The following is a 16,172-nucleotide window of genomic DNA, read 5'->3' as shown; positions in this document are numbered from 1 at the left end:
ACCGAGAAGATCCCCGCGATCAGACAACTCCATCGCTCGAAGCAATCTGAGAGAGATAACCTTCAAGAGTATCCCCATGGAGTACTTTCTTTTCGGACAGTCGCATAGCCATCTCAACCAACAAATCCCGATGTGCAATGAGGACATTTCGGGCATCTAGCTCTGCCGCGTGAAGCAACTCAGCCACCTCGGGCAAATGACTGGAAACTGCTTCGCGCACAGATGTTTGAGAGCCAGCAGACGCAAGCCAAATCGGCCCGAGACTTCCCATTCCAAATGAACATATCTGGTCAGAAGCTGTACGTGTCGCCTTTGCAATGTCACTGTCGACCTCTCCTCCAGACCCCGCAATAATTGACCCAAAAACCAAGCGCTCAGCTTCGCGGCCAGCCAATGCAACGCAACGAGAGATGTGAAGGTCATTCTCAGTCTGCAGCACGCCCGTGTTGATAATCTTACATTCACCACCTGAACTGCCAATACGAGCATACTCTACTGCCCCTACATTCAGCGCAGTCGCGACAAGTGCATGCCCACATTCATGTACGGCGAGCCGGAACCATTCTTCATCCGAAAGTTTGGGCGCGTCTCCTTCAAGAGCGGCAATGACATCATCGGTTGTTAGCGCTCGGCTCTCTCGCCGCGCCGTTGCGCCAGCTGTGCGAACTGCGGCGGCACAGTCGGCACCCGTGCGCCCAAGGGCTGTCGCGGCACACACAGTCAGATCAATCCCCAACGAACGCTCACCAAGATGCTGCCCAAGAATGACCCCCAGCTCCTCAAGTGTGGGCAAGCCAATCTCGGCAACAACATCGAAACGACCCGCCCGACGGATCGCCGGATCAACGAATTTCAAGTGGTTGCAAGCTCCGACAACGATAACACCTTCACGATCGGAGATGCCGTCGAGCTTCTCGAGCAAACCGGCGATGGCTTTGACATCGTAGGAGTCATTGCGGCCGTCACCACGGAAGTCGGTTCGCGTATAGAACGCGTCGATTTCATCTATGAAGAGGACGGTCGGGGCCTGCCGCATCGCGTCTTTGAAACTGCGGTCCATCGCGGCAAGAAAGTGGCTCAAACTCCCTGCCTTTTGCCAGTGGCTATAGCTGGCGGTAACAAGTTGAATTCCGGCCTCACCTGCCAAAGATCTCGCCAGCTCAGTCTTTCCGGTCCCAGCGGGACCAGACAGCAGCAAGCCACGCGGCACAGCACTCCACGGCAGTGTGCCCGCCTTCCAATCACGCAGAGACGTAACAGCGTCTTGCGCAGCCAACTTTGCCGCCCCAAGCCCGACGAGATCCGCCAAGGGCACAATGGAACGGGGCTGCCAAGACTGAGATTTGGCTGAGCCCTCAGCGTCCACACTTTCCTTCAGGAACCGGGCGATCATAGTCGGGATGGCGCGGTGGTCGTTATTTCGAAATACCAGGATCACACAATCTAGGTCCGCCAGTGACACCCCCCTTAGGTCTGGCACCTGAGTTACCAGGAGATTGATCTGTTCATCCGTAAGCGCAGGATACCGCAGCGCAAACAGGACCGGCAGAACATCGCGGTCGATCCCGTCAATGCACAAAAGATTGGCATCAAACATTGCGACGGCAGGATGTAGATCGTCAAGCGACGGTGCAAGAAAGATCATTGGGTCGTCATTACGCGTCAATGCGTCTACGATACTGTAATCGTAAGTTGGACCGCGCGGATCCACGCTTGCAGTACGGACCATCCGAAACATTGGTTGCGCCTCGCTTCTATAATCCCAACCGAACTCAAAACGGTCCGGTAGAAGACGCTTCAAAGCCCAAGAGATCCGGCTGCTTTCTATTGCTGTGTGCAGTATCACCGTGGCTCCTTGCTGCCAGATTCTCTCTATATTGCCGTTCTGCGCGCATGCTTTTGCGACAAGGCAAAGAGCCGCGACCTGTGTTAGAGGCAGTTCCTCTTCTGCAAACGCACGGAAATCGGCATCGCTGAATTCAGCTTGAGCGGCACCGCTCGCCGACGAACTCTCGGTGGTTGTGGTTTCTTCAGGCGTATTTGCTATGGCGCAATATCGAGCCAGGGCATCATATACGGCTTGGCGCCAATCTGTTTCATGTCGTGTTTGCGTTTGCATATCGTTCTCCGAGGCACACGGCATCGTTCGCGTAATCCGCGTGCGTTTTGGTTATGGTTATTATGGTGGCCGCTGAGCGTCGGAACATAGGGAGAACATACCGCGCCAGTTCGGCCTGCAAAACCCCAAAAATAGACATTCCGGGCGCTAAGTTATTGCGAAAAAAGGAATATATTTCAAATCAGCCCGGTGAAGCTTCGCAGGCAATGCACTGATCTGATACCCGTTTTTGCGGCCAGATAGACGTATTATGACTATATTCGTGAATTTGCCGCTCGAGATGCCGCGCCAAGCGTGTGTGCGAAAACAAGACTTGGAGTGCTTCTAGCAAGGGTGATTCTCAAAGCTAATGAATAACCAACATTGCGCAATGACTGCAACACACGACGCCCGGAGCAACTACTCCGCTTGAACACGTGCCCCAAGAGTTTTGAGTCTGGAGATATCCGAGGCGCGGACGCCAGACTGCAGATTGCGAAAACGCTACAAGAGGACGAAACGGACGCTGTCTACGATTCCAAGCATCGCATAAAGACGTTTGCCGTGAGCTCCAGGCTACCAAGCCAGCTCGAAGCGGTGGAAAACATTGGACAACAGAGGTGCCCGCTGTTCAATATAGACCGATGCAGACAAGGGTGTAGACTGGCTCCGGCTGGATAAACGATGTGAGTATCAGCAAATCGCAGCCAAGTTGCCCGGAGAAGTTGGATCACTTCAGGGCAAAATCAGACACATAGTTCAGTTGGAACTGCGAGCATCAAATCGCGTTCTTAAACAAAAAGGCTAATATTGACGCAATGCCCAGCCACACAAGTTCACCTCTTCACCTCAATCCCGCTCCGAGAGAACCTGCTTTTGCTTTCCTATCCCGGGTGGCTGCTATCGGTGGATCCAGTGCTGTCGATTTCGGGAAGGATATAGGGGCGCTTTTTCCAAAGGTTTTGGAAGGCGCATCGGAGGCCCTTGATGCTCTTGCAGAGGTGACCGGTACAACGAGAGACCAGCTTGAAGTATGGCAACCTCGTAAGACGGCGGCATCGACGTCGCGAAGGAACCTTGCTGGGCATCTTTTTCCAAGTCGATATCTGCTGACCTCCCATGTGCGTGGGTGCATCGCGTGCCTAAAAGAAGACATCGAACAATCTCAGCTACCTGCTCACCGGGCGATGACCTACCGAGCTAACTGGCTTATCCCGCACGTATCACTTTGCCAGAAACACAATCAGGCACTTGTCACCCTTTGGGTTGAGCCAAAGCCTACCCTTCGCTACGACACATCTGCGCGCTTTCTGGATATTGCCGTAGAAGTTCAGAAGGGGCGACCGGACAGCGAACACCGAGACCCTACCGATTTTGACGTTTGGTTCGAGGGCAGGCTTAGTGGCGCAAAACCTGAAGCCCTTTGGATCAACCAGTTCCCACTCCATGCCGCCAGCAACTTCTGCCGCCTTTTGGGGTATGCGTTATTACGTCTCGAGGGAATCTCCCCGCAGCAAGTAGCCCATGAATCTGACTGGGCATGTTATCAAATGGGGTTTGAAGTTGTCTCTCGTGGTGAGCAGGCAATTCTCGACGCCTTTCTAAAGCTAAACCGAACGGCAGAGCCAAGGCTTGGTCCCAAGGCGGTCTTCCCAATTCTTTATGACAGGTTGAGCCACGACTATGTTGATGAACCGGATTATGCGAAGTTCCGGTCCCTTTTAGCTACACATTTGAAGCAAACATGGCCTTTGGGTCCCGGCGACGAACTAATGGGCGAGCCGGTGACGGAGAGGTGCTTGCATTCAGTAGCGACAGCCTCTGCAGCAACTGGTGTCGACAGTCGTAGACTACGCAAAATGCTCGAAGCCCAAGACCTGATTGATCCCACCATGCCAGATGCATGGGCTGTCTTTGATGCCCGGCACGCCGAGCAGATACTGGCGCCCCTCACACAATTCATGACCGCAAAGGGTTTTGCTACAGCTCATGGTATGTCCCGTTCTCAATTCGATTTGCTCGTGAAAGACGGTGTCCTGACCCCAAGTTTGTCGGGCGCCAACACGAAACACGTCTGGGATCCTCGAGAAGGTCAAAAATTCCTAGAAAGTATCTTGGATGGTGCCGAGACGCTTTATCAAGCGCAACACGGTTGGGAGCATATCTCGAAGTCCGCCAATCGGCTGAAGTGCGGACCAGGAGACATTATTCGAGCGCTCTCCGATGGCCGCATCCAGCGCGTAGGACGAAATGTCCAATTTGAAGGATACCGATCGGTTCATGTCTACCACGAAGAGGTCGCCCAAGCTCTTGGCTCCGAAGAACCGGCGGCGATGTCGCTGCATCTCTTTTCCAAAGCAATCGGTCTGGGTCAGCCAGTATTCCTGAACCGGCTTGTAAAAAATGGCCACGTACCGGCAACACAGATCCGGAACCCAAAAACGAAAGCACGTCAACGCTACATCACAGACGACGATGCAAGGGCGTTTCACGCGAAGTTCGTGACATTGCGGACCTTGTCGAAGGCTAAAGGAACGACGTGGCAAAGGCTTTCTGCCCAGTTACGGCAGGCCAACATTTCTCCGTTTTCACCGGATGGAGTCGATTACGGTTACGTCTACCTGAAGGAGGACGTGATGGACCTCTGAGAGTGAGCCTCCCCAAAATCCGTAAAAAACAAGAAGGGCGATGCATTTGCACCGCCCTTTGTTCATTGAGGATCGGGTTTTCAGCCTGTTCCTAAAGCCATTCTAAAAATGCGCTTTTTGTCGCAAAAGCGCAATTTAGATGTCGGACGTCAACAACATCGGGCCCAGCCACCTCTAGCCGCATTTAGAATGGCCACAAGACGAACAGGTCATGCAGCCTTCGACCATGCGCAATGTGTATTGGCCGCAAGATGAGCACGCTTTGCCTTTGGGTTTGCTTTGACCGGCATCCATCGCCACGACTTCAGCGTGAGGATCAGCTTTCAGTCCCATGCCCTCGCCTGCGATAAAGCCCGTCTCGATCAGATGTGTTTCGATCACGCCACCGATGGCCGCCAAGATGGACGGAATGTATTTGCCTTGAATCCAAGCGCCACCGCGTGGGTCGAACACCGCTTTGAGTTCTTCCACCACAAAAGACACATCACCGCCACGGCGGAACACGGCAGAAATCATCCGTGTCAAAGCCACGGTCCATGCGAAATGTTCCATGTTTTTCGAGTTGATGAAAATCTCGAACGGACGGCGATGCCCCCCGTGGATAGTGTCGTTGATTGTCACGTAAATCGCGTGCTCAGAGTCAGGCCATTTCAGCTTGTAGGTGTTGCCCTCAAGCTGTTGTGGACGCTCCAGTGGCTCGGCCAAGTACACAACTTCCGCGCCGGTTTCCGCTTCTGGTGTCTTCTCAGATGTCTCAGACACCGACAAAACAGAGCCCGTCACATCGTTTGGACGGTAGGTTGTGCAGCCCTTACAGCCTTGATCCCAAGCAGCCATGTAGACCTCTTTGAAATCGTCAAATGAAATGTCTTCTGGGCAGTTGATGGTTTTGGAAATCGAACTGTCGACCCATTTTTGCGCGGCCGCCTGCATACGCACGTGATCGAGCGGCGCAAGCGTTTGTGCGTTGACGAAGTGGTCAGGCAGTTCCGCGTCAACACCGAACTTTTCGCGATACATTTTGACAGCGTAATCAACGACTTCTTCTTCTGTGCGTGATCCGTCTTTTTGCAAAACTTTGCGGGTATAGGCATAGGCGAACACTGGCTCGATGCCCGATGACACGTTGCCCGCGTACAAAGAAATCGTGCCTGTTGGCGCGATAGATGTCAGCAAAGCGTTGCGAATGCCGTGTTCTGCGATGGCGTCTTTGACGTCTTGGTCCATATCCTTCAAAGACCCAGAGGCGAGGTATTTGTCTTTGTCAAAGAGTGGGAAAGCGCCCTTTTCTTTGGCCAATAACGCAGACCCCATGTAAGACGCCCGCGCGATCATTTTGAGCCATTTTTCACAAGTGGCCGCGGCCTCTTCGGAACCATAACGCTGCCCGACCATCAGCAAAGCATCCGCAAGGCCGGTCACACCAAGACCGATGCGACGCTTGGCTTGGGCTTCTTGGCGCTGCGCCTCAAGTGGGAAACGAGACGCATCAACCACATTGTCCATCATCCGTACAGCTGTGCCGACAAGATCATACAGGGCGTCCTCATCCATCTCGGCACCCGCCTCAAACGGGTCTTTGACCAAAGTTGCCAAGTTGATAGAGCCAAGCAAACACGCACCGTAAGGCGGCAATGGTTGTTCACCACAGGGGTTGGTCGCGGCGATGGTTTCAACATAGTTCAAGTTGTTGAGTTTGTTGATACGGTCGATAAAAATCACACCGGGTTCGGCATACTCATAGGTGCCTTTCATGATCTTATTCCAAAGATCTTGCGCATCTACAGTGTGATAAATTTTGCCGTCGAATTTCAAATCCCATGACCCGCCCGCTTTCACAGCTTCCATGAAGTCATCAGTGATCAATACGGACAGGTTGAACATACGCAAACGCGCGGAATCTTGTTTGGCTTCAATGAATTGCAACACATCGGGGTGGTCACAACGCATCGTCGCCATCATTGCACCACGGCGCGACCCTGCGGACATGATCGTGCGGCACATCGCGTCCCACACATCCATAAAGGACAATGGCCCTGAGGCATCCGCCGCCACACCAGAGACGCCTGCGCCTTTTGGACGTATGGTCGAGAAATCATAGCCGATGCCGCCGCCTTGCTGCATGGTCAGCGCGGCTTCTTTGAGCATATCGAAAATGCCGCCCATAGAATCTGGCACGGTGCCCATAACGAAACAGTTGAACAAAGTCACTGCGCGTCCAGTGCCCGCGCCTGCCAAAATGCGGCCCGCTGGTAGGTATTTAAAGCCTTCTAATGCATCGTAAAACTTTGCTTCCCACGCCTCGGAATCTTTTTCAACGGCGGCCAAAGCGCGCGCCACGCGACGCCAGCTGTCTTCGACACTTTGGTCAACGACAGTCCCATCTGCGTCTTTCAAACGGTATTTCATGTCCCAGATTTGTTCAGCGATGGGGGCAGCAAAGCGCGTCATATGGTCGGTCCGATCTTGTGCGAGTCGTTATTGGAAGGCCTGTGATTTACCCTAGCACCATGCTAAGAGTCGAGGTGAAAAATAAGAAAAATCACTATACCTAGGGGTTAACAATGCCAGAACACATACATCTTGTGAAGCTTTGTGTCGGCATCGATTCTTTTGATGATCTCGATAGACACATTTCGGCCACATCGGGCGATGCCACGGGCCACGTGACGCGCATGCGGCCCAAACAAGAGGCACAGTTGTTAAACGGCGGCTCGCTGTATTGGGTGATCAAAGGCGTTATTCAAGCGCGACAAGAGGTCTTGGCCCTTGATGAATACAATGGCGGCGATGGCATCAAACGTTGTCGTATTGTTTTGGCCAAGCCCTTGATCCGCACGCAAAACGCGCCCCGTCGTGCGTTCCAAGGCTGGCGCTACCTCAAACCCGAAGACGCACCTGCCGATATGCCAAAGGGCCGCGAACATGAAGACGAGCTGCCGACAGAATTGGCACAAACCTTAGCGGACCTCGGCCTGTTCTAAGGTCTGTTTTAATCCAATCAGTCACCCAATTCCAGCTTTTGCTTCAATTCAAACATTGTTGCACGATCCGCGTCAGACCACGGCGCGGTGCGGCTTTTAAACAAAGTCGCCTGAGATTTATGCACAGGTTCACAAGTCAGAATTTTAAGATGGTTCGCCCGCAAGGTTTCCCCTGTCGACGTGATGTCCGCCACAGCTTCAGCGGTTAGATTTTTCACTGTGCCCTCAGTGGCCCCTTGAGAATCCACCAGCTGATAATCAGCCACGCCATTGGCTTTCAAAAACTCGTGCACGAGGTGGTGATACTTGGTCGCAATGCGCAGGCGAAATCCGTGACGCTTGCGAAATGCCGAAGCGGCGGCATCCAGATCATCCAGATTATCCACATCAACCCAAGCTTTTGGCACAGCAATAATCAAGTCTGCGTGGCCAAAACCCATGACTGACATTTCACCAATTTTAGTGTCCCAGCCTACAAGTTTGTCACGCACCAAATCCGACCCAGTCACACCCAAATGGATACGCCCAGCGGCCAGTTCGCGTGGGATTTCTGAGGCAGAAAGCAACACAAGCTCGACCCCATCGATGCCTTCGACAGCACCAGAATATTCGCGTTCTGCACCGGTTTGTTTCAGCGTGATTCCACGCGCAGCAAACCAATCAAAGGTCTTGTCCATCAAGCGGCCTTTGGACGGGATACCAAGTTTTATGGTCATAATGCACCCTCCTGAACAGCCAAAATCATCGCGGGTCGCATCACGCCCCCCACTGCCGGAATAGACCGCCCATGCCCCAGAACCGAGGTCAAAGCATCATAGCGTCCGCCTGTAGCCACAGGGGGCAGATCGGCGCGACCTTCGGCGTAGAACCCGAAGACAAATCCATCGTAATATTCCATCGATGTGCGCCCATAAGCTGTTTCAAACTCAAGATTTTCAACATCAACACCGCGTGCATCCAGCGCATCGACGCGGGCGCGCAATTGATTCACTGCGGGTAAGATCGCGTCCATATCCACAGCGATATCACGCAAGGCTGACAAAACATGGGGCACGGTTTCTTTGAGGGACAGAATATCGTTGAGCAGTTCAATTTCGCTAGATGATATTGAGGGTTCAGCCGCATCTGTCGACAGCGCCATAACCCGATCCAAAATTTCGGTTTCGGTCCGCAATCCAATCGCTGGCGCATTGTTGGCCGCCATATTGGCGCGCACACGGGCAAAGTTTTCTTCGCGCATCTCGGCGCCTTTATCTGAATATCGGTTCATCAGCGCGCGAAAACGGCGCGGACGCCAGATATGGCGCAGCAAAGCATTGCGACGGGTTTCGGTGGTTTTAAGACCGCGCACAGCCGCCATCAAAATCCCGATATCGCCAGTCGCTGCACGCAAACCTAGCGGTGATAGAATGTCAGAGAAAGCCGCGAACACTTCAGCATCGGCAGCCGCAGGATTGCTGCCGTCAAACACCTCATAGCCGACTTGAATGTATTCAGCAGCGCGATCCAGCAGATCGTCTTGCTTGCGAAACACTTCGCCTGCATAGGTATAACGTGCAGGATCAGCGCCGCTGTCCATATGCGTTTGCACCACAGGCACGGTGAAATCGGGGCGCAACATCATTTCGCCGCGCGCAGGGTCATTGGTCACATAAGCGCGGTGACGAATGTCTTCGCCGTAGAGATCCAGCAGAACCTCAGCAGGCAGCAAGATATCGGTTTCGACATCTATAGCGCCCAGAGTTTCAAAGTAGGCCTTAAGGCGGGCAGCTTCGACCCGAACGCGGGACTTTGGCATCGTTTTCAACGGCATTAGGAATACATCTCGATGATTTCACGGACCTTAGCGATCATGTCGCCGCACGGCACTTCATATTGCGAGGGACGTTCTTTCCATTCTTCAAGCGTGGCGTTTTCAGCCAGTTTCGCGCCCAAGATCAGGTCTTTGATTTGGATGACGCCGCGTTCTTGTTCGTCACCACCTTGGATGATCGCAACGGGGCTCATGCGTTTGTCCGCGTATTTCAACTGGTTGCCAAAGTTCTTGGGGTTGCCCAAGTAAACCTCAGCGCGAATACCCGCATCACGCAATTCACGCACCATCTGCATGTAATCGCCCATACGCGCTTTATCCATCACCGTGACCACAACAGGCCCAGCCGGCGCGTCATTCATACGGCCTTTGGCGCGCAGAGCGGCCAGCAGGCGATCAACCCCAATCGAAACGCCCGTAGCTGGCACTTCTTGTCCCGTGAAACGTTTGACCAGATCGTCATAACGACCGCCCCCCGCGACAGAGCCAAAATCACGCACGCGGCCTTTTTCGTCCTCAATTTGGAACGTCAGCTCGGCCTCGTAGACAGGCCCAGTGTAGTACCCAAGACCGCGCACAACAGACGGGTCGATCACGATGCGATCAGGACCATAGCCCTGCCCCTCAAGAAGGTCCGCAATCTGGCGCAATTCATCAACACCTGTCACACCCGTTTGCGAGCCCTCAACCAAGGTTGCAAGCCGCGCGATGGTGCCCGCGTTGTCGTCTTGGCGACCATTCACAAAGCCCAAGATCAATTCGACCTGTGCGCGCTCAAGTCCGGCACCTTCGGTAAAATCGCCACTGTCATCTTTACGACCGTCGGTCAAAAGCGCCATAACGCCCGCGTCGCCAAATTTGTCGTGTTTGTCGATTGTGCGCAGAACGATGCCGCGCACAGAGGCAAATTCTTCTGTATCAGGCAGGCCAGCGGCCTCAAGCACACCATCCAGAACTTTGCGGTTGTTCACGCGAATAATGTAATCCCCGCGCGGAATGCCAACTTTTTCCAAGGTGTCCGCCAGCATGGAACAAATCTCGGCATCGGCAGCCACACTCGGCGCACCAACTGTGTCCGCATCACATTGGTAAAACTGACGGAACCGACCGGGTCCAGGTTTTTCATTGCGCCACACAGGGCCCATCGCAAAACGGCGGTAAGGCGACGGCAAATCATTGCGGTATTGCGCCGCGACGCGCGCAAGCGGCGCAGTCATATCGTAGCGCAAGGCCATCCAATCGCCGGGCTTTTCAAGATCCGCATCCTCTTGCCACGCGAACACGCCCTCGTTGGGGCGGTCTACGTCGGGCAAGAATTTCCCCAAGGCCTCGACCGTTTCAACGGCAGAGGTTTCCAGCGCCTCAAACCCGTATAAATGATACACTTCGGCAATCTGATCGAGCATCGCTTTGCGCTCGCTCACTTCTACGCCAAAGTAATCACGAAAGCCCTTTGGCGTAATGGCCTTGGGGCGTGGGGTCTTTTTGGGCTTTGCCATGGGGCAGCTCCTGAGGTCTCACGGCGCAGCGTTGCTTACTGCACTTGTGGTTGCACTTGCGCGCGGCATAGCCCAAGGGGGGGATCAGAGCAAGCAATTGGCGCGAATTGGGGGTGAAATCCCTGATGATTTCACCTAAGTTACACAATGTTCAAACCCACGATCCTCAAAGGACGACACAGATGACTGAGCACGCAAGCGATACAGACACATCCGAGATCCGCATGATGGCGCTCGAGGAACAGGTCGCGCATTTGACCAAAACCGTCGAGGAATTGTCAGATGTCGTCGCGCGCCAAGAGCAGGTGATCGAGGTCTCGACCCGTCGTTTGGCCATGTTGATGCAACGTGAAGCAGGCCGCGAAGCAGATGGCGGCGGCACCGTGGCCTTGGCCGATCAACGCCCGCCGCATTGGTAAGCCCATTGGCGGTTCTCAGACCCTATCGCAGCTCTTTGGTTTCTATTTTTCCGTCATGCAGCAGCAGTTCAAGCCAACCTTTGGCATCGCCAAACTGTTTGTAAACGGAAACAAACGCCATATGCTTTTCAAGTTTATCCACTTTGCCTGACGGGCACGGGGTTTTGCGTCCAACGCTGCAAACTTTTGATTTTATAGTCTCATAACTGTTGTCAGCCTTTGACCAAGACACTTTCGAGCGCGCTTTGGAATAGCGATGGACTTCGTGCAGACTGGGCGAGCCAAACAAGATCAATGCGGCGGTCACTTGACGCGCACAGCCATCTTTGAACCCAGTAATGAACTGCGTACGCGGGGCGGTGCTTGAGGGGTCTGTATCAAAAATTTGCCAAGTGGGTGCCCCTGAACTGGGGAACTGGTCCACCTGTTTGCCCATGTCCTTTGGGCGCGCTTCGCAGGAAATACCAACGGTCCCAAAGGGCAAAACTTCGCCGACTGCGACTGTCGAATGCGATTTATTGGCCTTCGTCGATCCATCTTTGGGCTTTAGAAAGCCGAATAGTGGTTTTCTAGGCAATGCTTGTGTGTCGGGGGCCAATTCAGGTTCAATCACCGTCTCTGCCTGTGGGATCACGTCAGTTAGATCATCAGGCGCAAGGCTCGGCGCTTCATTTAAATCTTGCGGCGTATCCGGCACAGGGGCCTTAAGCGCTGCCTGCGTCACACCGTCAGTGGCCTTGGGTTTCAAAAATCCGAACAACCCACCCAGACCCGATTTAACAGGCGTTGTGGTCTCAAGAATAGGATCGCTGCCTTGCGATTGAGGCGTATTCTCTGCGACTGTTATCGCATCCGGTTTCGCGTTTTCATCCGCAGCCGAGGCCCCATCCACAACCTCGATATCCGTTCCAGCCAGAACCGCGAGTGCGGGTTGCGGCTTAGGCTTTAAAAACCCCAAAAAGCTTTTTCTCTCAGGTGCTGCATCGGTTTGCGCGGCCAGTGCTGCCTGTTCAAAAGCCGCAGCTAAATCGGTTTCGACAGTGGAATCATCCACAGCAACAAGTGCTTTACTCTCGACACTGCTTTGCGCGACAGGCAGGCCCATTTGGCACGCCGGCAACACCACAACGACTGCAATAGCCCCCAATGCGCGCATCAATAGTCCTCCACCATGACAACCCCGTCCAGCGACTTTATGGCGCCTTTAATCTCGGGGGTTATATGGAATGGTTGATCAACGTCAATGTCCACTTCGCCGGGCAGACCATCGCCCATCAAGCAAAAACTGATCATGCCTTTGGGGCGGGATTTGGCCTCAGCGGTCACGCGGGTTAACAAATCGTTCACGGTGCTGACCGCATTCACTTCGTCACAGAAAATCTTAAGCCCCGCCGCACCGGCATCGGCCACCACGGTTTCCATTACAGCGACAGAGCGAATCGTCGGATCAAATTGTCCGTCATTGAACTTGGCTTCCAATGTGGCCACGACTTTATCCGTTTGCTCAAACACCGCGCGGGCCGCCATCAAATCTTCGACCTTGCGCGCGAACATAGCGATGCCCGAAATCTGTCCGGTGCTGTCCGAAATATTCATCCGGAAATAACGATTGCCCTTGGACGACTTCATCTCGCGGAAACCCGACACCATGACGCCAACCTGCACCACAGCCGCACCGTCACGCTGCGCTTGGGCTTCAGCTTCGGCTATGGTTTTGACCTTTTTACGCTTTAAAGCTGCAGCGTAATCATCCAGCGGGTGACCAGACAAGAAGAACCCGATGGCTTTTTGTTCTTCCATCAGACGTTCGGACGACACCCAATCATTGACAGGCGACAGGCGTGGCTCTGGCAAATCATCCCCCGCTTCCCCAAACAAAGACACCTGATTTGAGGCCTTTTGTTCGTGGATCGCAGCGGAATATTGCACCAGACCATCAAGACTGTCGAACACACGGCGACGATTGCTATCAAGCTGGTCAAAAGCGCCAGCCCGCGCCAGCATTTCCAGCGGGCGCTTGCCGACCCGTTTGATGTCCACCCTACGGGCGAAATCGAACAGGGTAACGAAGTCCTTGCCACCTTCCACACGCGCATCGACAATCAATTGCATCGCATCGCCGCCGACGTTTTTCAAAGCGCCCAGCGCGTAGACCAGCTTTTGATCCACCACATCGAATGTCGCCAAAGAGCGGTTGATACACGGCGGAATGATTTCGACATTCAAACCGCGCTTCACCTCTTCGGCAAAGACGGACAGTTTGTCCGTCAAGTGGATATCGCAGTTCATCACACCGGCCATAAATTCAACCGGATGGTTCGCTTTCAGCCAGCCCGTTTGGTAGGACACAACCGCATAGGCCGCCGCGTGGGATTTGTTGAATCCGTAGTTGGCGAATTTCTCCAAAAGATCGAAGACCTCAGAGGCCTTCTTGGCAGGCACACCGTTTTTGGCGGCACCGGCCTCGAATTTCGGACGCTCTGCGTCCATCGCCTCCTTGATCTTTTTACCCATCGCACGCCGCAGCAAATCCGCACCACCAAGGGAATAGCCCGCCATGACCTGCGCGATCTGCATCACCTGTTCTTGGTAGACGATGATTCCTTGGGTTTCGGCCAGAATGTGATCAATCGACGGATGAACGGACTCAAGTTCTTTGGTGCCGTTTTTCACTTCACAGTAGGTTGGAATGTTTTCCATCGGACCAGGCCGATAAAGCGCCACAAGCGCCACGACGTCTTCGATACAGGTGGGTTTCATTTGGCGCAATGCGGACATCATGCCAGAGCTTTCCACCTGAAACACAGCCACGGTTTTGGCGTCAGAATAGAGCTTATAGGTTTTCTCGTCGTCCAGCGGAATCAAGTTGATTTGATTTTCACCACCCTTCGCTGGCTCGTAAAGCGTGTTGCCTGCCGCATCGACATGCAAGGGGCGTCCGTTTTTGAAAATCAGGTTCATCGCTGACTGAATGACTGTGAGGGTCTTCAGGCCCAAAAAGTCAAACTTCACCAGACCGGCTTGCTCGACCCATTTCATGTTGAACTGGGTGGCAGGCATGTCAGAGCGCGGGTCTTGATAAAGCGGCACCAGTTGATCTGTGGGTCGGTCCGCGATCACAACACCCGCCGCGTGGGTTGACGCGTTGCGCAGCAAGCCTTCGACCTGTTGGCCGTATGTCAAAAGGCGGTCCACAACCTCTTCGTTTTTCGCCTCTTCACGCAAACGCGGTTCGTCTTTGAGTGCCTGCTCAATCGAGACAGGTTTGACGCCCTCAACGGGAATCAATTTCGACAGGCGATCCACCTGCCCGTATGGCATCTGCAATACACGACCGATGTCACGCACAGCAGCTTTCGACAACAGCGCACCAAACGTGATGATCTGACCAACTTTGTCGCGGCCATATTTTTCTTGCACATAGCGGATCACCTCTTCGCGGCGATCCATGCAAAAGTCGATATCGAAATCGGGCATGGACACACGTTCAGGGTTCAAGAACCGTTCGAACAGCAAAGAATAGCGCAAAGGATCAAGGTCAGTGATCAGCAGCGCATAAGCCACAAGCGACCCCGCACCAGACCCACGGCCCGGTCCAACAGGAATGCCCTGATCTTTCGCCCATTTGATAAAGTCGGCAACGATCAAGAAATACCCCGGAAAGCCCATGCCCTCGATGATTTTAAGTTCGAAATCCAAACGCGCTTCGTATTCAGAGACCTCAACGGCGTGAGGAATAATGGCCAAGCGATTGCGCAAGCCTTCTTCGGCCTGACGGCGCAATTCGGCGACCTCGTCATCGGCAAATTTCGGCAAAATCGGATCGCGTTTATAGGTTTTGAACGCGCAGCGTTTGGCAATCTCTACCGTGTTTTCAATCGCCTCAGGTAGATCGGCAAACAGGGCCGCCATTTCAGCAGGGCTTTTGAAATAATGCTGCGGCGTCAAACGGCGGCGCGGCTCTGATTGATCCACATAAGCGCCAGCGCCGATACAGATCAAGGCGTCATGGGCCTCGAACATTTCGGTTTTGGGAAAATACACATCGTTGGTCGCCACAAGCGGGATGTCCATCGCATAGGCCGTCTCGACGAACCATTGCTCTGTCGCCATTTCACCCAGTGTATATTGGCCATTTTCGCCTGGATGGCGCTGCAATTCCATATACAAGCGATCACCAAAAATCGCCTTCAAGCGGTCAACCAACGCCTTTGCTTTTGGCAACTGGCTGGCTTGGATCAATTGCCCCAAAGGACCATCTGCACCGCCAGTCAGACAAATCAATCCACCTGAGTATTGCTCCAGCTCCTCCACTGTGACCTGTGGCAACTGGTCTTTGTTGTCGACATACAAACAGGAATTGAGCTTCATCAGATGCTCATACCCCGTCTCGTTTTTGGCCAATAAAACAACGGGCGCAGGGGCGCGAAGTTGTTCACCGGGGGCAGGCTTATCAAAGGCCAGATCCACCTGACAGCCAACGATGGGTTGCACGCCCGCGCCAGAGGCATATTCGGAAAACTCCAACGCGCAAAATAGATTGTTGGTGTCCGTAACAGCGACGGCGGGCATCCCCATTTCAGCGACCATGCCGCTGAGTTTCTTCAACCGCAATGCGCCCTCAAGAAGCGAATATTCGGTATGGGTGCGCAAATGAATAAATGTGGGTGTGCTCATTTGGGCAAGGTACATGAAGCAGGCAGGCGGGGCC

At 53.8% G+C, this 16,172-nt stretch carries 10 protein-coding genes; 3 read left to right on the top strand and 7 right to left on the bottom strand.

The features are described 5' to 3' along the window. Positions 1-19: 19 nt before the first annotated feature. On the bottom strand, positions 20-2,119 hold the full coding sequence (locus KO497_RS03240; protein ID WP_215942520.1) for an AAA family ATPase: 2,100 nt from the start codon (positions 2,117-2,119) through the stop codon (positions 20-22). 797 nt (positions 2,120-2,916) lie between these two features. Here KO497_RS03240 and KO497_RS03235 point away from each other — a divergent pair. Then, positions 2,917-4,746, top strand: coding sequence for a TniQ family protein (locus KO497_RS03235; RefSeq protein WP_215942519.1), 1,830 nt, complete (start codon positions 2,917-2,919; stop codon positions 4,744-4,746). A 174-nt stretch (positions 4,747-4,920) separates the two neighbouring features. On the opposite strand, the gene KO497_RS03230 is transcribed toward KO497_RS03235, so the two are convergent. Further along, positions 4,921-7,197, bottom strand: a complete 2,277-nt coding sequence (locus tag KO497_RS03230) for an adenosylcobalamin-dependent ribonucleoside-diphosphate reductase (RefSeq protein WP_215942518.1) — start codon at positions 7,195-7,197, stop codon at positions 4,921-4,923. A gap of 113 nt (positions 7,198-7,310) precedes the next feature. Here KO497_RS03230 and KO497_RS03225 point away from each other — a divergent pair, with 113 nt between their 5' ends. Then, positions 7,311-7,730 (top strand): DUF1489 family protein, encoded by a 420-nt coding sequence (locus tag KO497_RS03225; protein ID WP_215942517.1) that lies wholly within the window; start codon positions 7,311-7,313, stop codon positions 7,728-7,730. A 17-nt stretch (positions 7,731-7,747) separates the two neighbouring features. Here the strand turns inward: KO497_RS03225 and hisG are convergent, their stop codons facing one another. From hisG to hisS, 3 genes are read right to left on the bottom strand one after another with little or no spacing between them, the layout of a single operon-like run. Beyond that, a complete protein-coding gene (hisG, locus tag KO497_RS03220) occupies positions 7,748-8,446 on the bottom strand; it encodes an ATP phosphoribosyltransferase (protein ID WP_215942516.1) in 699 nt (232 codons plus the stop codon). After that, positions 8,443-9,543, bottom strand: a complete 1,101-nt coding sequence (locus KO497_RS03215; RefSeq protein WP_252729488.1) for an ATP phosphoribosyltransferase regulatory subunit — start codon at positions 9,541-9,543, stop codon at positions 8,443-8,445. The genes hisG and KO497_RS03215 overlap by 4 nt, the downstream gene beginning before the upstream one ends. Next, the gene (hisS, locus tag KO497_RS03210) at positions 9,543-11,042 is read right to left on the bottom strand and encodes a histidine--tRNA ligase (protein ID WP_215942515.1); all 1,500 of its coding nucleotides are present in this window, start codon (positions 11,040-11,042) and stop codon (positions 9,543-9,545) included. Before hisS ends, KO497_RS03215 begins: the two co-directional genes overlap by 1 nt. A gap of 182 nt (positions 11,043-11,224) precedes the next feature. Here hisS and KO497_RS03205 point away from each other — a divergent pair, with 182 nt between their 5' ends. Next, positions 11,225-11,461: a SlyX family protein gene (locus KO497_RS03205; protein ID WP_252729487.1), complete on the top strand. Its 237-nt coding sequence runs from the start codon at positions 11,225-11,227 to the stop codon at positions 11,459-11,461. 22 nt (positions 11,462-11,483) lie between these two features. On the opposite strand, the gene KO497_RS03200 is transcribed toward KO497_RS03205, so the two are convergent. Both KO497_RS03200 and dnaE read right to left on the bottom strand, forming a co-directional pair. Further along, complete coding sequence (locus KO497_RS03200; RefSeq protein WP_215942514.1) at positions 11,484-12,617, bottom strand: hypothetical protein; 1,134 nt, start codon at positions 12,615-12,617, stop codon at positions 11,484-11,486. Beyond that, on the bottom strand, positions 12,617-16,138 hold the full coding sequence (gene dnaE / locus KO497_RS03195; protein WP_215942513.1) for a DNA polymerase III subunit alpha: 3,522 nt from the start codon (positions 16,136-16,138) through the stop codon (positions 12,617-12,619). Before dnaE ends, KO497_RS03200 begins: the two co-directional genes overlap by 1 nt. Positions 16,139-16,172 lie beyond the last annotated feature (34 nt).

Origin of the sequence: Pacificibacter marinus (genome assembly GCF_018860665.1) — a bacterium.
Classification (GTDB): Bacteria; Pseudomonadota; Alphaproteobacteria; order Rhodobacterales; family Rhodobacteraceae; genus Celeribacter; species Celeribacter marinus_A.
The sequence above is the reverse complement of the archived record's forward strand: the minus strand, read 5'-3'. Positions and strand labels throughout refer to the sequence as shown.